Below are 19621 nucleotides of genomic sequence, written 5' to 3' on the forward strand. Positions count from 1 at the left end.
AGACTGAGGAAGAGCAACCAACAAGAAGGAGGCACGATACAGGCAAAAAGAAAAAGGCCCCGAGAAGCTAGCTTCACGAGACCTTTGTAAGGTTTCGCACCGGGATCAGCCCGCTACAAAATCTCAGTTTTCGCACTTCTGAATGTAGCGTTCTGGCCCCTACCCCGCAAGCGCAAAGCGATTCGCGGGCCCTAGAATTTTTGTCTTCGTGAACATTTTCATGGAGTACACACCAATTTCGCCGTTTATGCGGCCGATTTCGCACGCTCATTTGCGCGTCATCGAGCGACCCGAGGCATCTGTTCCGGCCAGACCCGTTAACAAGTGGGAACTCCTGCGCGAGCTCTCCAAGGCGCAAGCGGCCTTTGGGGTCTCGGAACGTGATCTGACTGTTTTGCAGGGGCTCCTCAGCTTCTTTCCGGACGATGCGCTTGGCGGGAACGCCGAGATGGTCGTCTTCCCCTCGAACAAGGCGATCTGCGAGCGCCTGAATGGCATGCCGTGCTCAACGATGCGTCGTCACCTCGCGCGTCTCGTCGAGGCTGGCTTGCTCCAGCGGCGCGATAGCCCCAATGGGAAGCGCTACGTCCGTAAGCACGGCGAAGACCGCGTTGCCTTTGGCTTCGATCTTTCCCCGCTCTACTGTCAGTCCGAGGAGATAGCACGGGCCGCAGAGGCCGTACGTGAGGCTGAGGAGCGCGTCAGGCGCCTGAGAGAGGTCGTAAGCCTCATGCGACGCGATCTCGCGGCCCTCGCCGAGTTCGGAGACGAGATGCAGCCAGGCCTAGGCTTCTGGGATCAGCTTCGCGACAAGGCTGCCCTCACAGCCCGCGCGCTTCGCCGCAAGCTTTCAATTGAGGACCTCGCGGCCTATCGAGCCGATCTTGAAGCTCTCCTTGACCAGGCACGCAACATCATTGATGGCCCTGAAACAGAAGAAATGAACACCAATGATGCCCAATCTGAGCGTCACCATCATAATTCAAATAAAGAATCTATAGATTTTGAGCCGGCTTTAGAAAAAAGCGGAGCGGCGGCGGGTGTGCCAGATGTGGATACGAATGAGCCGGTGGCTGACGTTGATGAACAGGACACAAGACATCTGCCAAAGATCCCGCTTCACCTAGTGATAGCGGCATGTCCCTCGCTGAAGACCTTCTACCAAGGTGAGATCCGGCATTGGCATCAGCTTTTCGATGCGGCGGGCCATGTGCGGCCAGCCATGGGGATCAGTGCGTCTGCATGGGAAGAAGCACAGCGGTTCATGGGTCCGGAGCAAGCGTCGATCGTCGTTGCTGCGATGCTGGAACGCTTCGCCGACATAAGATCGCCTGGTGGATACTTGCGAGCTCTGACTGCCAAAGCTGCGGCCGGCGAGTTCTCCTGTGGGCCGATGGTCATGGCATTGATTGGGCGACGATCTGCAGCTTAACAGCTGTTAAGGTTGAGAGACTGCGTACTTTTCCGCCACCTCGGGACTGTCGACTTAACAGCTGTTAAAGTCCTGCCTCGCGAGCGTCAGAATATGAGAGGGAAAGGGTTGTTGGTTTGAGGGTGACGGGAAGTGAGATCGGAAGAGTGGCTTCCGGCGCCCGTCGTGGAGGAGATCTGATGGCGAAACCTGCCCAGAAAGTCACCCAGTCCCCGTTCCGGGACATTCCCTTCGACAAGCTCGTGCTGAGCCAGTCCAACGTCCGGCGCATCAAGGCCGGCATCTCGGTCGAGGAACTGGCCGAAGACATCGCCCGCCGCGGGTTGCTGCAAAGCCTGTGCGTCCGGCCCGTTCTGGCGGATGATGGGTCCGAGACAGGCAAGTTCAAAATACCCGCTGGCGGTAGGCGCTTCCAGGCCCTGTCACTCTTGGTGAAGCAGAAGCGCCTGGCCAAGACGACGCCCATTCCCTGCTTCGTGCGGGATGCGAAGTCCACGATCCTCGCCGAAGACGACTCGCTCGCCGAGAACATGAAGCGCGCTGTCCTGCATCCACTCGATCAGTTCCGCGCCTTCGTGGCGCTGCAGGAGAAGGGTCAGGGCGACGAAGAGATCGCAACCGCCTTCTTCGTCAGGCCGCAGGTGATCAAACAGCGCTTGAAACTCGCCGTCGTGGCCCCTGCCCTGCTCGAGCTTTATGCCGAGGATGAAATGACGCTGGAGCAGCTGATGGCCTTGACGGTTAACCCGGATCATGAGCGCCAGGTTCAGGTCTGGGAGGCGATCCGCTCGTCCTGGAACAAGGAGCCCTATCAGATCCGGCGGATGCTGACGGAAACCTCGGTGCGGGCATCCGATCGTCGTGCTGTCTTTGTCGGCATCGATGCCTATGAGTCTGCTGGCGGCACCATGTTGCACGACCTCTTCCAGGGCGATGACGGCGGCTGGCTGGAAGACCCCGCCCTGTTCGATCGTCTGGTCAGCGAGAAGCTTCAGGCTGAAGCCGAAGCCATTGCGACCGAAGGTTGGAAATGGATCGAGGTCTCGCTCGACCTGCCCTATGGCTACAGCCACGGTTTGCGGCGGCTGAGCGGAGACCCGGCACCGATGACGGATGACGAAGGCGCGGCCCATGCCAAGCTTCTTGCCGAATACCGGGCGCTCGAAGAGGAATACGAGGGCCAGGATGAATTCCCCGAGGAAGTCGACGCGCGACTTGGCGAGTTGGAAATTGCGATGGAGAAGCTCGAGACTCGGCCGTTGATCTTCGACGATGAAGAGATCGCGCGGGCAGGGGCTTTTGTGACGCTTTATCGCATGGCGAGCTTGTCGTTAATCGCGGCTTTGTCCGGCCCGAGGATGAGCCTCGGGAATACGCTGATGTCTTCAGCTGTGAACCGACAGCAGGGCGCTGAGCTTTCAACGGGGAGTTACGCGGATGGTATCGGCCACGGTACGGAAATCACTTCTGCTGGTCAAGCGCTTGGCGCGAACGCACGCGACGACGAGGACGATGGTGCGTTGAAGCCCTTGCCTGAGCCCGTTCCCGACACCGAGCAGGCTGAAGATGCAGATCTTCTTGACTTCATCAGCTCAGACCGGCCAAGGATTAATGACAGGATGACAGTTCGCAAGATTACAATCCAGCGGCTTTCGTCAGGTTCACGCGGAAGCGGTCGCGGCGGCGTTGGTAGCGGCGGGTCATCTGTGCCGAAGCGTGGCCAAGGTGCTTCTGCACATACCGCTCGTCCACCTCGGCCGAACTGGCGAGACCTGCGCGCAGAGAATGGCCAGAGAACAGTGCCAGGCGTTCCTTTTCGGGCAGTTCGGATCGGATGCCGGCGTCCAGGACCGTTCGCTTGATCAGCCGCGCGACATGCTTGTCGTTCAGCCTTGTCTCCAGGGCCTTCTTTCCACCCCGAGTGGTGCCGACAAAGACCGGCCCGAAGTCGATCCTGGCGAAGTGCAACCACTGCTCGAGCGCATGCACAGGGCAGCTGGAGTTAGACGATCCCAGACCGATCTCGACCTCGCGCCAGCCGGTCTTGGCGTTGAGCGTCAGCACGGCGCCGTCGTCGAGGATCTCGATCCAGCCGCCTGAATCGGGCGTGTCGTCCTTTCCGACATCCAGGCTGACGATCTCGGAGCGGCGGAGCCCGCCGGCGTACCCGAGGAGCAGGATGGCGCGGTCCCTGAGCCCGCGCAGGTCGTAGGGCAGGGTGGCGACCATCGCGAGGATGTCCTCGGCCAGGATCGCTTCCTTCTGCACCGGCGGACGGGCGTGTTTGCGTTTGATCCCGGCCAGCACTGTTGCGATGTGGCGGTTCTTACGATCGAGGACAAAGCCGCGTTGCGCATAGTTCCAGGCAAGGCCGGAGAGGCGACGTTCGATGGTACTGACCGATAGGGCAGGGGAGGGGCCCGCTCCGGACGCCAGGTCTGCGAGATAAAGCCCGATCATTTCAGGCGACGGGGGCAGAGGCTCCGCGCCCTTCATCCGACACCACCGCGCGAAATGCGCCCAATCCTTGGCATAGGCTTTCAGCGTATTGTCAGAAGCTGCGGCGCGCGCATAATCTCGGGCGGCGTCGACCAGGCGATCAAGGCTGCCGGATCCCGCGACGTGGGCGGGTAGGGAGATGTCGTCGCTTTTTTCTTGATCGCTGTCGCCGTTCTGAGCGATACAAAACGCACCAGAGTTTGATGATGTCGACTTCTCGTCCTCTGAGGGCATTTTCCAGTGAATCCGGTGGTGAAATTAAACTGCGTCCTAGCATATCTCTTGATGTCCGATAAGGCAAACTTATTGGACACGGTGGAGACCGGTGGGGTGGGGCGGTTAGATCGCTATTTTCTGGAAGAAAGCGCCGCGCTGATGTAGGCTTCAGGTATGACATTTGCCCGGCCGGATCACATCATCGACCTCGACACGTTACCCCGGATGCCCGCCTGGGTCACCTCTGCATGCGCTGAAACCCTTGAAGATGTTGCGTTTTTGTCGGGTGCTGCGCTGAACCACCTGCATCTTGTGTTGGGACACGAGGAGGTGCCCCAAGCGTTGTTACGGGACCGGCTGGCGCTTCGCGCAGCGGAGGCTTGTGTCGCGTTCTCTGGCCGACCAGAGCGGGCACGGGAGCTGCGTGATGCGGTGCACCTTCTGCGCCCCTGCGATCTGCCCGGACCGGCGGGCGAAACCTGCCTTGCCTGGCGTCGCGCGGTGGAGCGGCCGGTGTCGGTCAAGGCTCTGGGCCGAGCCTTGCCGACCTTCGAGCCGGGCCAGATCGCGACGTGGCTCGATGCGGGGGAGGGGGCGCCGATCAAACGAGCAGCACTGGTGCTGGATGCTGTCCTGACGGAGGCACCCCGTGCCGAAGTCCCGGCGTTGATCCTCGCGGACGCCGCCCTCGCCCAGGCGCTTGGTTGGGATCATGTCGTGCCGCTATTCGCCGCGGGCCTGAAACGTGCGGACCTGCGCAAGCGCGGGGACGATTTGCGGCTGGCCTTTCATCGCGCGCTCGTCTTGTCGGCGGTCGACGCCGTGCGGCAGGCCGCCGACCTTGCGCGTCGGGCGGCGCATTTGAAGTCGGTCGCACCGAAGCTGCGGGCAAAGGGGGCCGGGGAGGCCGTCGGGATATTTTTGACCCGCGATGCGGTCTCGCCTGCGGCGTTGCCTTTGCCGGATCGCGCCGCGCGGCGGCTCTGTGACCGGCTGGTCGACCTCGGCGCGGTGCGCGAGCTGACCGGGCGCGACACCTTCCGGCTTTACGGGGTGTAGGGATGGCGAAGGATCGACCTGACCTTGAGCTTGACCGCGAGTTGGTTGACTTACCGCCGGAGCTGCGATGGCGGGAATGGATGCGCCGGATTGAGGCGGTGCTCTTTGCCTCTGCATCCCCTGTGCCGCGCGAAGACCTGGCGAGGGTCGTGGGGCAGGGGGCTTCGGTCGACCTGTTGGTCGAGGATCTTGCCGCCGATCTGGAGGGGCGGGTGTTCGAGATCGCCAAGGTGGCCGGCGGGTGGATGTTCCGGACCCGGGCGGCCTATGCGCCCGCGATCCGCGCTGCGGCGGATGTCGGGGACCAACTGCTCGATCTGAGCGAATTCGACGTCGCTGTGCTGGCCGCCATCGCTTATCACCAGCCGATCACCCGCGACGGGCTGAAGGATATCTTCGGCAAAGAGATCAGCCGCGACCTGATCGGGCGGCTGCATGCGCGCGGGCTGATCGGGACCGGGCCGAGGTCACCCCGGCGCGGGGCGCCTTACACCTTCGTGACGACCGAGCAGTTCCTTGTCGCCTTCGGGTTGCAGAGCCTTCGCGATCTTCCGGATCGGGAGCAGTTGGCGGATGCGGGGGTTGTAGGCGAAGCTCCACAAGTCGATTACGGGTAACCAGCTGCCGATGCAGAGGGTGAAGTCCGCCGTTTTGCTTATCGTTTCATTTGCGGTGCAACGATTCATCTGCACGCCGAGAAAGTCACGCGATTACAAAGAGATAATCGTTTCAGGATTTGCAAACGAAGCCTCATGCATCTATTGGCGACAGGGTATTCCCTCCTTGTCGTTGTGGGCGGATTGTGTTGAAAAACTCCGGTTTTCGCGAAAATGGGTGAAAAATTTGTCCATAGAAGGCCTCTCCGAAAATTCGTCGAGGGGGTCGGTCTAAGATCAGCGTTGGCAATGTCCGACGCTCCCAGATGCTCCACAGGGCACTCGGCTTCAATTTGGCAGGAGCACCGAATTCTGGCAGCAAAATACAACCGCCAGATTTTCGGGTTTTTCAACACAATGGGCGGAAAGTGTGAATTCGCTGCACCTGCAAGGGGATTTTGTCAAAGATGTGAAAGCGGTCGTTCACGGCTCAGGTTCAACGCTCCCCATGCTGCACCAAGCACCAAAGTCAGCAATGCGCAGGGAGCGATGTTTGCAAAGTGCGGGCTGTTTCCGGATAGCGGTCATTGGGGTAGTGTGCAGCAAAAGGCAAGTAGGAGCCCGCTTTACTCAATGCTGCGCAGCGTAGGAACAGCGGCTTCAAAGTTGAACCCGCATTCCCCAAGTAGACCGACGATTTGTGCGCCCTGACTGCCAGTAGCGTGATTTATTTCAGCATGTTAACGCAGTCTGGAGCGAGATTTTTTGGTCTCGGTGACAGGTTTACGACAATTCTTGGACTGTGCTGGGGGCACAGGACCCATCGGCCCTGCCCCCCACCTTTAGCTTACTTCTCGCGGTGCATCACCCCGTCGCCAAACGGGTGGTCGATCACCATTTTCCAGTTTCCATCCTGCTGACGGCGCAGGACCGCGGCCGAAAGCGCCGTCATCGGCCCGTCAGGTCCGGGCGCGGTCCAGGACATGAGGTGCAGGCCAATATCACCCGCGACCACGACCTCATGCGCGCCATAGGTGAAGCTTACACCGCTTGCGACGAATTCGGTGAACATTGCACGCAGAGCGGCATCACCGCCGATGGGCTGGCCTGGCTCGCCGACGACGACCGCTTCGGGTTCGTAGGTTGCCATTATTCCGTCGATGTCACCGGCGGCGAAGGCCGTGGTCATCGCCGAGATGGTTTCAAGGATTTTCGTTTGGTCCATGGTGTCCTCTGCATGGGTTGTGGAAGCGAGCGTCGCGGCAAGCAGAGCGGCGGCTGCAATGATCTGAAGCTTCATGTTGGTCTTCCTTTTTGGTTTCCGTACGGCGACCATGCTGGTATGTTGTGACAGTTTCTGTCAGGGGCCATCCATTGCGACTGTTTCGTCTGTTCCGATTGTTGGACGTCATGCGCCTGCGTTCCACGCCGGTGACTGCGGCCTCACTGGCGGTTGATCTCGGTATCTCGGTCCGCTCCATTTATCGTGACATTGCCGATCTGCAGGCGATGGGCGCCCCTATCCGCGGCGAAGGCGGTTTGGGCTATGTCATGGAGAGGGGCTATTTCCTGCCCTCGTTGCGGTTCGAGGCGGACGAGCTGGATGCCATCATCCTTGGTCTGAAGCTGGTCCACGAACGCGCAGCACCCGTCCTAGACGGTGCGGCGGTACGAGCGGCCGCCAAGATATCCTCGGTGCTTGGCGAAGGGCAAAAGGACAGCATGATCGACCCCGCGCTGGAGGCGGGCCCGTCCAGAACGATGTATGGCGACGGCAACTCGGCGACCTATGCGACGTTGCGTGCCGCGATCTCGGCCAGGGAATTCCTGACTATCGGATACCGGAACTCTGAAGGTCGGCTCTCGACGAGGGAAGCGCGGCCCTTGGGTTTGACCTTGTTCGAGAATGCTTGGCTGCTGACGATCTGGAGCGAGGCCGCGCAGGATTTTCGGCACTTGCGCTTGGATCGAATTTCTTCAGTGATCACTACTGGCAAGCGGTTCCGCTTGGAACGAGGTAAGCGCTTCAAGGATGCGATCGACATTGAGCGCGGCAAGATCGCCTTGCAGACGCCCGTGAGCTAGCATTCCAGGTGTCCAACTTGGCTATGGAATTATTTTTCGTTGTTGCAACAGGAGACACATGCCAAATCCAGACCAACGACGTGCGTATGTTGACTGACGTCAAGGCACCTGCGGAATATATGGATCAACTTGAAGACGATTCGCATCGGGATAGGCTGCAAAGCATCCAGAGCCGACGTTGATCCATTGACGTCAAGCCGCATAACCTGAACCCGATAAGCCCGAACCCTCCGCTCCAAAATTAGACCGCCTGCTCCAGGTCATTCGATGGCGGTCAGTCGCATCCAATCGGCTCACAAACCGCGCGGTGAAAAGCAGCTATCACAAATTCGAGCAATGGGCTGTGGGCCCGCTTTGAGGCTGGCTGCAGTCATCCATGTCGGCGTCAGCCCACCCAGAGCGGCAATTTTGGGCGCTGCACCGCTGCAAGGCAGCTTCGAGCCCATTGCGGTCATTCAGGATGAATGGGTTAGTGACTGAAATCCTGTTTCAACCATCGAGATGAGAAGCAATGCGTTTTCACGCCTTAGGTCGGGTTCAACGGACGGTCTCCTCGATCTGGACCGCCGAACTTTTCCAATCCCGCCTCGTTCCACGCGGACAGTTGCGAGACAATTCCGCCCAACGCTAAGGCCCTTGCCGTCAGCGCGTAGCCGACGTGCCGCCTTGCGTCGTTCTTCTCTACGCGTTCGACAAGGTCGAACTTTTCTAATTCGCGGAGTTGTTCGGTCAGAACCTTCCGGCTGATCCCTGGAAGGGAGCGAGTGAGCTCGAGAAAATGCTGTTCTCCATTCGACAGCGCATGCAGGATATTGGGTTTGTGCTTTCCGCCTAGCGCCCGAAGCGTTTCGGCAACAGGACACTCGCCCCTCGATGATAGAAACCCGCGTATCGGGCGCTGTTCAGAACCGTCCATATCCGCCCTCCGGTTACAAAATAGTGCCTAATTGAGTGAAACTTCCAACCATGAAATGTCGATTCCACAGCAACTAGATAGAGGCGATTCGGATGCCAAGCAAAACCAAAGTTGAGACCATTCGGATGCTTCCATTCGGAATGCTAAACGCTTTCCTTCTGATCCGAGGCGAAAATGTGATTCTGGTCGATACCGGGCTTCCGAACTCTGCACCGCTGGTCAAAAAAGCGCTGCAAAAGAACGGTTTGGACTGGTCAAATATCCGTATGATCATATTGACCCACGCGCATATTGACCACGCTGGCTCAGCATTGCAACTGCAGGAGCTAACTGGAGCGCCACTCGTCGGGCACGAAGCTGACTTGCCCCTTTTCCTGGGCGCACCGCCGGTACTGCGGCCTACCAGTCTATTTGGAAGGCTGTTCCGCAAAACTGGAGCGATCCAAAGACCGTTTGCCTATTTTTCCCCGGATATTGTCTGTTCAACAGAAATGCCTGACCTGACAGAGGTTGGCATTCCGGCCCGAATACTTCACACGCCTGGTCACACTCCGGGCTCAATTTCGGTGCTGATCAAGGATGGCAGAGTCATAGCAGGAGATCTTGCGGCGTCGGGTATCCTGCTGGGTGGAATAATGATCAAGGAAAAACCGATGCAGCCACCGTTCGAAGAGTCGCCTCTTCTAGTGGCCGAGGCGCTCAAGAACTTGTTAGCCCACGACAGTACTCAGTTCTATCTCGGCCATGGCGGCCCGCTGGGTGTTGAGCCCATTCGAAAACACATCGCCCGCCTGGAAGCATCTAAATTTTAGTCAGCAAGTAGCTGGTGGGTATTGTCGGAAGAACTTGGCCTAAGGCGACGTGGGCGCCGATCTAGCCTGCCCGGATGACAAAACGCTCCCCTTTTCGCTACTTCAAGACGATCCCCGAGATCATCCCCCTCACCGAGCGCTCACTGATCAAGCCTAGCAGTGGAAATTCCAAACGCATTCACCTCACCCTCAACAAAAACAAGAGCCGAATTCTTCCTTAAACGTCCGCTTTGTCCGGATACTGTTGAAAAAGTCGCCGATCGAAGCGTTCTGACCAGCATCCAAAGCGAGCCGGTTGCTAGTCCCTCTCATGAGGGGGCTGGCACGGGCACCAATTTGGCCAGTTTGCGGAGGTTCTGGGCGGTTGCTGCGAGCTGGAATTGCTCGGTTGCTCCTTTGGGTCCACGCAGTCGCATCATTTGCAGCCCGATGTATCGCTTCAGATGGGCAAAAAGCATCTCGACCTTTCGCCTTTGCATGAACGAGGTCATGTAGGCGTCGGTTTTGCGGATGTCGCGGGCGATGTCTCTTGCTGCTTCGTGAACGGATCGGAGCACTTTCCTGGCAGGTTGGGTCGGGCAGCATTGCGCTTTCAAGGGACAGATGTCGCAATCCTGTTTGCGCGCCCGGTAGCGGATCAACCCGTCCTTGCTGACATTCGCGGGGCGCGGCTTCGAGAATTTCCGGCGGGACGTCTCGAGCGTATTTCCGGCAGGGCACGTATACCTGTCGGCGGTCGTATCGTAAGCAAAGTCCTCCCGCGAGAAGGTGCCGTCGGTGCGTTTCGATTTGTCCCAGACCGGGATGTGAGGTGCGATCTTGCGGTCCTCCACCAGCCAGCCCAGCATCTCGGCCGATCCGTAGCCTGTATCGCCGACAAGCTTGCCGGGTTTGATGCCGAAGCGTGCCTGCACCCGGTCAATCATGTCCCGCGCGGCACGCGCCTCCGCTGGTCGGATCGGAGCTGTGGGTTCGACATCCAAGATCACGGCATTGTCCAGATCCACCAGATAATTGGTGGAATACGCAAAATACGCGGCACCGCCATCGGCACCCGTCCAGCGCGCGGCCGGGTCCACCGGCGAGACGTATTTGGGAATGGCGTCGGTTGCTGCGCCGAAGGCCGCATCGTCGAGTGTTTCAAGATATTCGTCCACGGCGCGGGACGTGAGGTTTGGCGGCAGGCCTTCCTTGCTGTCGATGCCGCGTGTCTGATTGGCATTCGCCGGGATCAGGCTGGCATCGACACCGAAGCTGTGACCGCCGACCAAACCTTCATCCATGCAGCGTTGCAGGACGGTCTCGAACAGATGCCGGAACAGCCCGCTCTCGCGAAAGCGGCCGTGGCGGTTCTTTGAAAATGTCGAATGATCGGGCAGCGCGTCGGTCAGATCGAGCCTGCAAAACCACCTATACGCCAGATTGACATGGACCTCTTCGCAGAGCCGCCGCTCGGACCGGATGCCCATGCAATAGCCCAGCAGCAACATGCGGATCATCAGTTCGGGATCGATCGACGGGCGGCCGCCAGAGCTGTAGAAAGGCGCCAGCAGCGACCGCACATGAGACAGATCGAGGAACCGGTCGATACCGCGCACCGGGTGATCCAGAGGCACAAACCCTTCGATCGAGAACTCGTAAAACAGCGCGCCCTGCGCGACTTGCCTTGGCCCCATCATTGCGATGCCCTCCACTCCCAGATCGAGTGAATCAAAGCCCCGAACGCCAGGCAACAGACTTTTTCAACAGTATCTCCGCATTGCGGTCATCTGCGGCGCGAGAATGCTGCAGCACTGACCAGTGTCTGCTTCAGGGAATGCTGCCAGGCAGCATGGGGCGAGGCCGACCGGCAGGTAAGGGCCGTCCTTGCCGGGCCCAATGCGATCCGTTGCTCGAACATGCTGCAACCGATCTAACGGCGGCGAATGAGCCCAATGTGTCGGATGCTGCATTTACCACGAATGACTGCTTCGACGCTCCGGGCGCAATTCGCTGTAAGGACAGACATCATCTTCGAACGGCACATGCCGACGGCGAAAGCTTGTAGTCGGAACCGCTTCCGGGTTGCTGATCCTGTCCATTCGGAAATGGCGGAAGTCGTCGCGAGCAGGGTCCCAGCCGACGAGATACCATAGGGGGGGCAGGATCAGCATGGCTTGCGGTTCCACCTGCCGCTCGGTCTTGCGCCCTTTTGCATCGCTATAGTCGAACCGGATGAAGTGCCGGCCCAGAAACGCCGTCTCGAAGGCCACAAGGAGGTCGGGGTCCATTTTCCCCATATCCGACAAATCCTGCAAAGGTGACAGCTGGCCGATGTGCAGGCACTCCAAAAACGCGCGTAGGTCTTTCACCTTGTCCGACGGCAAGGCCTTTTCGATCTTGGCCAACCCCGCGTCGGCAAGCTCCGAGAAGGGTAAATTCCCGGCGGCTCGCATTGCCGCGACGCTGATCAGCAGCGCGAACACTTCGGGCACGGACAACTTGGCCCGTGGCTGCATTGATTGAGGGTCAAGCTGGAGGCCACCGCCGCGGCCGACCTCGGAATGGATCACATAGCCTTCGTCCCGCAATGCGCCGATATCGCGCAACACGGTCCGGCGGGAGGCACCAACCTCTTCGGCCAGCGCGTCAACAGTCGACGTGCCGTTGCGGCGAAGGCTGCGCACGATGGCGTCATGTCTGAGTCTCACGTTCATATCTCGACCCTATCACAAATGGTGACAATATTTGGCACCATTTCGCTCTACACCGATTCCAGCAACTGAAAACAAGGAGATTGCGACATGGAACGGACGGCAGTGAACCCCTGGGACTGGTCGATCAAACTGGGCTACAATCAGGCCGAAGTGATCGACGGCGCGACGCGGCAAGTGATTTGCGCGGGCCAGACCGCAGTGGACGAAAACGGCGCCCCCCAGCATCCAGGCGATATGCGCGCACAGATCAGTCTAGCCTTGGACAACCTTGAAGCCGTTCTCAAAGGGGCGGGCATGAATCTTGGCAATGTGGTCAAGCTCGGTGTCTATGCAACTGATGTCGACGAGGCGCTGAAGAACTTTGACCTGATGGGCATGCGGTTCGGACCCCATCGGGTCGCACCGCCGATGACCCTACTGGGCGTTACCCGCCTCGCGATCCCCGGCTTGCTGTTCGAAATTGAAGCAATGGCAATGGCGTAAAGCCAGTCACAGCGGCCATTTGGTTTCAAAACCCAAATGGCCGTTTCGTCCCGCGAACTGTGAATTCGCATGTTCGATGATTTAGCAGTCGCAGCGAAAGTCCGGTCTGACGAGCCGCACCGCAGCATCAGATTGGCTGGTCAACGGCAGCAATGGGCCGTTCTTGTCGCTTGGTCGATGTGGGCCTTACAACGCGAACCCAATTGGTCATGATTTGCCGTCGTCATGAATCTCCTCCTTGTGCCTCAGAGGCTCGGGGAAGGTGTCCCAATAGTGCGATCTGGTCCTAAGCTAGACTGACCCACGGAAGCTTCAGCTTGAAAACCGTCAGAAACCAAGCTATATATCTGACACTAGGAGACGAACATGCAAACCACATCTCAAGCGATCAAGGCCTATGCTGAAGCGCTGCCGGAGGGTGCGACCCTGTCGGCGCGGGAGTTGTTGCACCTCGGAGAGCGTGCCGCGGTCGACCAGGCGCTGTCGCGTTTGGTTCGGCGTGGGGAGCTTCTGCGTGTGAGACGCGGATTGTTTGCCTTGCCTGTGAAAACCCGCTTCGGTAACCGGGCGCCCTCGGTTGAAGCCGTGGTTGAGCATATTGCGAAATCAACCGGTGAACGCGTGTCGCAAAGCGGTGCGTCGGCAGCGAACCTGCTCGGTATTTCGACACAGAATCCATCCCGCCAAGTCTATTGGACTTCCGGGCCGAGCCGTCATCTGAAGCTCGGAGCGCAAAGCGTCGAGCTTAAACATGTGCCGAGCTGGCAGCTTCGTGCACCCAACAGTCGTGCTGGGCACGCCTTTCGGGCGCTCGCCTATTTCGGCAAAACCGAAGCTGCTCAGGCTTTGAGGCGTATCAAGGCGATGTTGAACGAAGAGGAGCAGCGCGAGCTTCTGAGCCTTCGAGCCTCTGCGCCAACCTGGATGGCCAAGGAACTTAGCGCGCTCGCGCCATCGCAATGACAGAGAGCCAAACTTACTTTTCCCTGGCGCGCGAAGACAAGATTGACGCGCTCGAAGTGGCCGCCTCGAAACTGGGGCGGCCTGCAGACCTGTTGGAAAAGGACGTCTGGGTCGTTTGGGTTCTTAACGCCTTGTTCGACAGTGATCTCGGCGAACACCTGGTTTTCAAGGGCGGAACGTCGCTTTCCAAGGTCTACAAGGCGATCGACCGGTTTTCAGAGGATGTCGACCTGACATATGACATCAGGCAAATCATTCCCGATCTGATCAAAGATGGAGAGGATCCATATCCGCCAAGCCGCTCGCAAGCTCAGAAATGGACCGAAGCTGTTCGGGGTCGCTTAGGCGAGTGGGTGGGGTCAAAAGTGGCCCCCATGTTGTCGGACAAGGTCAAGGCAGCGGCGCTCCTGGCGGAAAACCGTGTAGAAGGTGACAAGATCTATCTGGACTACGACGCGGTGCGCAGCGGCAGCGGATATGTTCGATCCTCGGTCTTGTTGGAATTTGGCGCCAGGTCCACAGGTGAACCGGCGCAGCTTCACGAAGTGGTTTGCGACCTCTCTGGGGCGCTACCTGAATTGTTTACGCCCGTTGCCATGCCTCGTGTGATGATGGCCGAACGGACGTTTTGGGAGAAGGCGACGGCCATCCATGCCTACTGCTTGCGGGGCACGTTTCGAGGCGGCGACCGCTATGCGCGTCACTGGTACGATCTTGATCGTCTGCAGGCTGTGGGTATCGCTGCACAGGCGCTGGAGGATAAGACGCTTGCTCAAGATGTTGCGAAGCACAAACAGCACTTTTTCCGCGAAACCGACCGCGCGGGTGCGACGATAAACTATGCCGACGCCGTCTCAGGGGCGCTTTGCCTGATTCCAGAGGGGGCGGCCCTGGAGGCGCTGGCCCAAGATTACCGGAAAATGCAGGAAGCGGGACTGCTTCAGTCAGACGCCATCGCTTTCGATGCCCTAATGGCTCGTCTGATGGATCTTCAAGATAAGGCCAATTCGCGTCCAGAGTGATGTGGGGCACGTTGCTTGCTTTCGGCGTCTTTGTGATTGCCAGAAGGTTCAGCTTCTGGCCTCGTTGCATACCCATGGTGAGCAAGAACGAAACACGTCAAACCGGCTTTCAAATCGATGTCAGCTTTGTTGGGGACTGCCAGGTGTCTCCAGCGGTGTTTAGGTTTTTGTGATGTGCAAAGTTTAGGTTTTAATGATCTTGGCCCCTCCTGCCCTTTGGTCAGGACCGCGCCCTACTCGGCCGGCTGCAGACAGCCGCCCTCCCCGAGCTGAAACGCCGCCTCTCCCTGCGAAGTACCGCTGGCCGTGCAGTCTCTTCCAGAGCCAGCCCGACCAGCCGTCGCATGGTCGTGGCAACGCTTCATCTCGGCCGTTCGGTTACGGTCGCTGGGGCGGGGGTGCGCCCTCAACGGTGCGAACAGATGTATGTGGCCATCGGCCCAATCAAGCATAAAGCATGGGAAGTGCTTCAACCATGACGTTAGTCGTTGCAAAGATGGCTGTGCAAAATAGTGTGGTTCGGAGAGGGTTCCGATAATGTCTTCAATACTCAAGTTTTTCCGAATTGCATTCTTTCTCGTCCTGTATTTTTTCTTATGCATGGTCGTGGTGACCACAATGCTTCAGGGATGGCCGGTTGGCGGCCAGATGCTGTTTGCATTCGGTGTTCCCGTCATTCTGGTCTGGTGGCAAGAAAAACGGAGATCGCGGAAAGTCGCTGCAAAGGCGCAAGCCGAGGAAAGTTCCAAAAACCTACCCGCCCGACCTGAACCGGTGCCGCGCCCAAGTGCCTATGACAAGCGTATCGAGCGTGAGCGCGAACGAACTCGCGAAGCCATTGCGTCCAAAACACCGGCTGCCGTTCAGGCCTATTCCGCACCTAAGCAGGACTACGCCGAAATCGTTCGCGCTGGAAAGTCTGCGGCGCCAGCTCTTTCGGCGGCCGCTGAACGAAACCAGCCCTCGCGAGTGGCATCGAGCGCATCGGCCCGATCATCGAAAAGTGGGTGGGTCCCGTCTAGCGAAACAGCTAGCGTGGCCGGCCGCAACATCGGCGGGATGGTCTATGTCGGCACGCCTCCCTTGCTGAACACCAAGGGCTATCGTGAAAAGTGCCGAGCCTATATCGATCCCTCGCTGCAAGTGGCAAAGTTGGGTGCCGATGTTGCTGGCAGCGGGTTACCCTACTGGCCAAGCTACTCGGAAATCTCCCCGGAATGCAGAGCGACGTATCTCAATTGGCTTGCAGGTGGTCGAAAGGATGCATGGTTCGATGCTGGATATATGTTTCTCTATTTCTACGGCTTGGAACGCCGCTTTTTCGTCGATCAGTCAGAGGAAGACGCAAAGGCAATAGTTCAGGAGGTTCGTCGCTTAAAGTCGCTTTACCACGACAATCACTCCGTTCAGCGTTATCTTGGTGAGTTTCTTGACGTAGCATTGATCGCTGTAACCGACCTCGACGCTATCGAGCCGATTTTCGAGAAGCAGGGCTGGGAACTTCCGTTCTCACTCAAATACGCAATCGGAGCTCGGATCGACAAAGGCGAGAACCTGACAGCTGACTGGTTGCTGAGTTGGTTCATCTGCCATCCGGAAACAAATCTGAGAACTCCCGCAACGCGGTGTCGTGACGAGTTCGTCGCTCTTTTCCGTATGCGGTTTGATCGGCGTTTTCCTGATGGGCTCAAAGTGACCAAACCCCGGAAATCACTCACGGCATCCTATCGGGCCGCCTCCAGCGAGTTTCAGGGGTCCGCCAACCCAACAGTCGACGGCAAGCCGGTCCCGGATATCTCAGGCCTGCGCAAACCGGTTGAGATTGCCCAGGAATTGGCTGACGAGGTGATGAACGACCTCGACAAACTAAGCCGTTTCCTGGGCCGAAATCCTGATGGCCGCGGAAGCGTGGAAGCGCATGCCTTATTGCCCTCTGAACTGTGGGATTCCTTCCCATCGGAGGAAATGAACCGCTTGAAATCTTGGGCTGCCGATATCGTCGATCGGGGGGGATTGGTGCCGCTTGAAGAGGTGATCGGACGTCTGGAGGGAGAAACGAACGAGAAGATCGGGAAACGGCAAATGACGGGAGCGGCCGACGCGCTCGCGCGCCTCGGTTTTGGTCTGGCGCCCGACCCTCGGTTTGCGCTCCGGTCGCCCAAGGCGGAAGAGCCTGTTGTGCTGTTTCGTCTGGGCGAGCCTATCGAGCGACTGGAGGACGTTTCCGACAGCTATCGAAGCGCCTTGATCGAATTGGCACTTGGGTCGTTCGTTGCTCATGCGGATGGTCGCATCGCGGAGCCTGAACGCAGGGCGTTGGAAGAGCAAGTTGCTGCCGCGGCCCTCAGCGATCAGGAACGCCGCAGGCTGCGTGCAAACCTTGAATGGTTCCTGGCCGTGCCACCGGACATGACGCTTCTGCGGCGCAAATTGAAGGAGGTGGGCCAAGACAGCCAAGCCGCTATGCGGGCATCGCTGGTAGGTGCAGCACATGCCGATGGCATTATTCACTCCGACGAAGTCGCAAGCATCGAGAAGATCTACAAGGCCTTGGGCCTTGATCCTGCGCTGGCCTACTCGGACCTGCATGCTGGCGAAGTTGCGGATGGTCCACGCACCGTTCGTGCCTCGCAACCGGGTCGCCCGGGCGAAGCTATACCCGCGCTTGAAAAAGCCAGCGGACCGAAGCTCGACGCTTCGCGGATCGCGGCAATCCGTTCGGACACCGAGCGCGTGTCGTCCGTCCTCGGTCAGATTTTCGATGTTGAAGAGGAAGAAAGTGGTGCCTCTGGGCCTGCCAGCCAAAGCCAGCTGGCAGGGCTTGACCCGAAACACGGCGCCCTTGTTCTCGAACTGGTTACTCGGGAACATTGGTCTGAGACCGAGTTCGAGACGATCTGCGCCTCGCATGGCTTAATGGCGTCCGGGGCTTTGGAAGCCGTGAATGAATGGGCTTTTGAGACCTACGATGAAGCGCTTCTCGACGAGTATGATGGATATGACGTGTCTCCGGCGATTGCGGAGGCGGTAAGAGAAAAGATGAGTGCGGAGGGCAGGGATGTCTAAGTTGAAACCACGTGAACGCGATGCAATCGTACAGGCGCTTCGGGCCGGGGTCGTGCCCAAGCTCGGCCTGCGTCACATCCAGGTTGGCCGCGTCCGAGAGATTGAAGAACTCGTCAAAGACATGGACCGGATATCCGATGGCGGATCGGCAATCAGGTTCATCATCGGGGAATACGGATCGGGCAAGACGTTCTTCATGAACCTGATCCGCCTCGTCGCCTTGGAGAAAGGTCTGGTCGTGATGTTCGCGGATCTGGCGCCGGATCGCCGCATTCACGCGACCGGCGGACAAGCTCGGGGGCTGTATGCCGAGATGGCCCGAAACCTCTCGACGCGGACAAAGCCCGATGGCGGGGCATTGGCCAGCGTGGTGGAACGGTTTGTCAGCCAAGCTCACCGAGATGCTGAAGAACGGGATTTGCCCACTGGGACCGTCATTCGTGAACGCCTTGGCCACTTTGAAGAACTTACCGGAGGGTTTGAGTTCGCCGAAGTCATCCGTCGATATTGGGAAGGCCATGAGACCGGCGACGACGAGTTGAAATCCGCAGCCCTGAGATGGCTGCGCGGCGAGTTCGCGACACGCACCGACGCGCGCAAAGCGCTTGGTGTGCGAACGATCATCGACGACGCCAGTGTCTATGACCATCTGAAGCTTATGTCGGCATTTGTGGGCGAGGCCGGTTACAAAGGCTTGCTCGTCGGCCTCGACGAGATGGTGAACCTCTACAAGCTCACCTCGTCGCAGGCCCGCAATGCAAACTATGAACAGATCCTCCGGATCCTGAACGATGTGCTGCAGGGTAGCGCCGAGAACCTCGGATTTCTCATGGGTGGAACCCCGGAGTTTCTGATGAACACCCGTCGTGGGCTCTATAGCTACGAAGCCCTTCAGTCGCGTTTGGCCGAAAATACCTTCGCGCGAGACGGATTGGTCGACCTTTCAGGACCGGTTGTCCGGCTCGCCAGCCTGACCCCTGAAGACCTTTTCGTACTTCTGGCCAATGTCCGGCGGATCATGCAGGACGATGCCAGTGTTCTGCCGGACGCCGCACTCGAGGCATTCATGGCGCATTGCTCGGACCGGATCGGTGAAGCTTACTTCCGCACCCCGCGCAATACGGTGACGGCCTTCGTGAACCTGCTTTCCGTGCTCGAGCAAAACCCCGGTGTCGAGTGGAGCGATCTGATCGAAAAGATCGAAGTCTCCGAAGACCTCGGCGAAGACATGACCGAGGTAGACGAGTCGACTGGTGCCCAAGACCCCGGTGACGATGATCTGATCAGCTTCAAGCTCTGACGCCGATGAGCAGTGCGTTCGACAAACTGGCGAGGCCTGTGCAGAAATGGATACGCCAGAAAGGTTGGCGCGAACTTCGCGACATCCAGGCGCGATCCATCCGGACGATCTGCGAATCCAATGCCGATTTAATCGTTGCAGCTTCTACGGCGGGCGGAAAGACGGAGGCGGCGTTCCTGCCGTTGATTTCACAGGTGCTTGACGCGCCGTCGGGCGGCACCGGTTTCGACCTGCTCTACATCGGTCCGCTGAAAGCCTTGATCACGGACCAGGCCATGCGGCTGGAGGGCATCTGCCAGGAAGCAGAGATTCCGGTTGTTCCCTGGCACGGGGATGTCTCGCAATCGATCAAGACGCGCGCGTTGAAATCCCCAAAAGGGATCCTGCTGATAAACCCAGAGTCCCTTTAGGCGATTTTCATTCGTCGCGGTTTGGAAATTGGACGCCTGTTTTGGGCCCCGCGGCCAGTCGTGATA

16 protein-coding genes and 1 pseudogene are annotated in these 19621 nt (G+C 58.8%); 12 read left to right on the forward strand and 5 right to left on the reverse strand.

Annotated features, from left to right (window positions below; genetic code table 11):
* Positions 1–220: 220 nt before the first annotated feature.
* A complete protein-coding gene (repC, locus tag ACU0FH_RS15795; RefSeq protein ID WP_037954835.1) occupies positions 221–1432 on the forward strand; it encodes a plasmid replication protein RepC in 1212 nt (403 codons plus the stop codon).
* Between the two features lie 179 nt (positions 1433–1611).
* A pseudogene (locus tag ACU0FH_RS15800) lies at positions 1612–2970 on the forward strand (ParB/RepB/Spo0J family partition protein); the annotation flags it as partial.
* A gap of 97 nt (positions 2971–3067) precedes the next feature.
* Here ACU0FH_RS15800 and ACU0FH_RS15805 read toward each other — a convergent pair.
* The gene (locus ACU0FH_RS15805; RefSeq protein WP_084353840.1) at positions 3068–4165 is read right to left on the reverse strand and encodes a tyrosine-type recombinase/integrase; all 1098 of its coding nucleotides are present in this window, start codon (positions 4163–4165) and stop codon (positions 3068–3070) included.
* A 156-nt stretch (positions 4166–4321) separates the two neighbouring features.
* Between ACU0FH_RS15805 and ACU0FH_RS15810 the strand changes: the two genes are divergently transcribed.
* A complete protein-coding gene (locus ACU0FH_RS15810; protein WP_197918800.1) occupies positions 4322–5206 on the forward strand; it encodes a DUF1403 family protein in 885 nt (294 codons plus the stop codon).
* A 2-nt stretch (positions 5207–5208) separates the two neighbouring features.
* Positions 5209–5823 (forward strand): SMC-Scp complex subunit ScpB, encoded by a 615-nt coding sequence (gene scpB, locus ACU0FH_RS15815; protein ID WP_197918799.1) that lies wholly within the window; start codon positions 5209–5211, stop codon positions 5821–5823.
* Positions 5824–6649: 826 nt separating this feature from the next.
* Here scpB and ACU0FH_RS15820 read toward each other — a convergent pair.
* A complete protein-coding gene (locus tag ACU0FH_RS15820) occupies positions 6650–7102 on the reverse strand; it encodes a YybH family protein (RefSeq protein WP_274861150.1) in 453 nt (150 codons plus the stop codon).
* A 74-nt stretch (positions 7103–7176) separates the two neighbouring features.
* On the opposite strand from ACU0FH_RS15820, the gene ACU0FH_RS15825 reads away from it, so the two are divergent.
* Positions 7177–7887 carry a helix-turn-helix transcriptional regulator gene (locus ACU0FH_RS15825; RefSeq protein ID WP_197918816.1) on the forward strand — a complete coding sequence of 237 codons (711 nt, stop codon included), beginning with the start codon at positions 7177–7179 and terminating at the stop codon, positions 7885–7887.
* Between the two features lie 526 nt (positions 7888–8413).
* Here the strand turns inward: ACU0FH_RS15825 and ACU0FH_RS15830 are convergent.
* Positions 8414–8803 (reverse strand): winged helix-turn-helix transcriptional regulator, encoded by a 390-nt coding sequence (locus ACU0FH_RS15830; RefSeq protein WP_197918815.1) that lies wholly within the window; start codon positions 8801–8803, stop codon positions 8414–8416.
* 92 nt (positions 8804–8895) lie between these two features.
* Here ACU0FH_RS15830 and ACU0FH_RS15835 point away from each other — a divergent pair, with 92 nt between their 5' ends.
* Positions 8896–9615, forward strand: coding sequence for an MBL fold metallo-hydrolase (locus ACU0FH_RS15835; protein WP_197918814.1), 720 nt, complete (start codon positions 8896–8898; stop codon positions 9613–9615).
* A 308-nt stretch (positions 9616–9923) separates the two neighbouring features.
* Here ACU0FH_RS15835 and ACU0FH_RS15840 read toward each other — a convergent pair whose 3' ends face one another.
* Positions 9924–11294 (reverse strand): transposase, encoded by a 1371-nt coding sequence (locus tag ACU0FH_RS15840; protein WP_197918813.1) that lies wholly within the window; start codon positions 11292–11294, stop codon positions 9924–9926.
* A 273-nt stretch (positions 11295–11567) separates the two neighbouring features.
* The gene (locus ACU0FH_RS15845) at positions 11568–12311 is read right to left on the reverse strand and encodes a helix-turn-helix transcriptional regulator (RefSeq protein WP_197918812.1); all 744 of its coding nucleotides are present in this window, start codon (positions 12309–12311) and stop codon (positions 11568–11570) included.
* Positions 12312–12398: 87 nt separating this feature from the next.
* Between ACU0FH_RS15845 and ACU0FH_RS15850 the strand changes: the two genes are divergently transcribed.
* From ACU0FH_RS15850 to ACU0FH_RS15875, 6 genes are all read left to right on the forward strand, one after another.
* Entirely contained in the window at positions 12399–12794 is a 396-nt protein-coding gene (locus tag ACU0FH_RS15850) for a RidA family protein (protein ID WP_197918811.1), read from the forward strand.
* Positions 12795–13160: 366 nt separating this feature from the next.
* On the forward strand, positions 13161–13757 hold the full coding sequence (locus tag ACU0FH_RS15855) for a DUF6088 family protein (protein WP_197918810.1): 597 nt from the start codon (positions 13161–13163) through the stop codon (positions 13755–13757).
* The gene (locus tag ACU0FH_RS15860; protein WP_197918809.1) at positions 13754–14779 is read left to right on the forward strand and encodes a nucleotidyl transferase AbiEii/AbiGii toxin family protein; all 1026 of its coding nucleotides are present in this window, start codon (positions 13754–13756) and stop codon (positions 14777–14779) included. Before ACU0FH_RS15855 ends, ACU0FH_RS15860 begins: the two co-directional genes overlap by 4 nt.
* 537 nt (positions 14780–15316) lie before the next feature.
* Positions 15317–17845, forward strand: a complete 2529-nt coding sequence (locus ACU0FH_RS15865) for a tellurite resistance TerB family protein (protein ID WP_197918808.1) — start codon at positions 15317–15319, stop codon at positions 17843–17845.
* Positions 17838–19145, forward strand: coding sequence for an ATP-binding protein (locus ACU0FH_RS15870; RefSeq protein WP_043754077.1), 1308 nt, complete (start codon positions 17838–17840; stop codon positions 19143–19145). The genes ACU0FH_RS15865 and ACU0FH_RS15870 overlap by 8 nt, the downstream gene beginning before the upstream one ends.
* Positions 19146–19150: 5 nt before the next feature.
* On the forward strand, positions 19151–19555 hold the full coding sequence (locus ACU0FH_RS15875; RefSeq protein WP_446195625.1) for a DEAD/DEAH box helicase: 405 nt from the start codon (positions 19151–19153) through the stop codon (positions 19553–19555).
* The last annotated feature ends 66 nt before the right edge of the window (positions 19556–19621 follow it).

The organism is Heliomarina sp. (assembly GCF_052826185.1).

Excerpts from the sequence above, each read along its gene's own strand:
- repC (WP_037954835.1), top strand. The coding sequence starts at position 221 with ATGGAGTACACACCAATTTCGCCGTTTATGCGGCCGATTTCGCACGCT.
- ACU0FH_RS15805 (WP_084353840.1), bottom strand. The coding sequence starts at position 4,165 with ATGCCCTCAGAGGACGAGAAGTCGACATCATCAAACTCTGGTGCGTTT.
- ACU0FH_RS15810 (WP_197918800.1), top strand. The coding sequence starts at position 4,322 with ATGACATTTGCCCGGCCGGATCACATCATCGACCTCGACACGTTACCC.
- scpB (WP_197918799.1), top strand. The coding sequence starts at position 5,209 with ATGGCGAAGGATCGACCTGACCTTGAGCTTGACCGCGAGTTGGTTGAC.
- ACU0FH_RS15820 (WP_274861150.1), bottom strand. The coding sequence starts at position 7,102 with ATGAAGCTTCAGATCATTGCAGCCGCCGCTCTGCTTGCCGCGACGCTC.
- ACU0FH_RS15830 (WP_197918815.1), bottom strand. The coding sequence starts at position 8,803 with ATGGACGGTTCTGAACAGCGCCCGATACGCGGGTTTCTATCATCGAGG.
- ACU0FH_RS15835 (WP_197918814.1), top strand. The coding sequence starts at position 8,896 with ATGCCAAGCAAAACCAAAGTTGAGACCATTCGGATGCTTCCATTCGGA.
- ACU0FH_RS15840 (WP_197918813.1), bottom strand. The coding sequence starts at position 11,294 with ATGATGGGGCCAAGGCAAGTCGCGCAGGGCGCGCTGTTTTACGAGTTC.
- ACU0FH_RS15845 (WP_197918812.1), bottom strand. The coding sequence starts at position 12,311 with ATGAACGTGAGACTCAGACATGACGCCATCGTGCGCAGCCTTCGCCGC.
- ACU0FH_RS15850 (WP_197918811.1), top strand. The coding sequence starts at position 12,399 with ATGGAACGGACGGCAGTGAACCCCTGGGACTGGTCGATCAAACTGGGC.
- ACU0FH_RS15855 (WP_197918810.1), top strand. The coding sequence starts at position 13,161 with ATGCAAACCACATCTCAAGCGATCAAGGCCTATGCTGAAGCGCTGCCG.
- ACU0FH_RS15860 (WP_197918809.1), top strand. The coding sequence starts at position 13,754 with ATGACAGAGAGCCAAACTTACTTTTCCCTGGCGCGCGAAGACAAGATT.
- ACU0FH_RS15865 (WP_197918808.1), top strand. The coding sequence starts at position 15,317 with ATGTCTTCAATACTCAAGTTTTTCCGAATTGCATTCTTTCTCGTCCTG.
- ACU0FH_RS15870 (WP_043754077.1), top strand. The coding sequence starts at position 17,838 with ATGTCTAAGTTGAAACCACGTGAACGCGATGCAATCGTACAGGCGCTT.
- ACU0FH_RS15875 (WP_446195625.1), top strand. The coding sequence starts at position 19,151 with ATGAGCAGTGCGTTCGACAAACTGGCGAGGCCTGTGCAGAAATGGATA.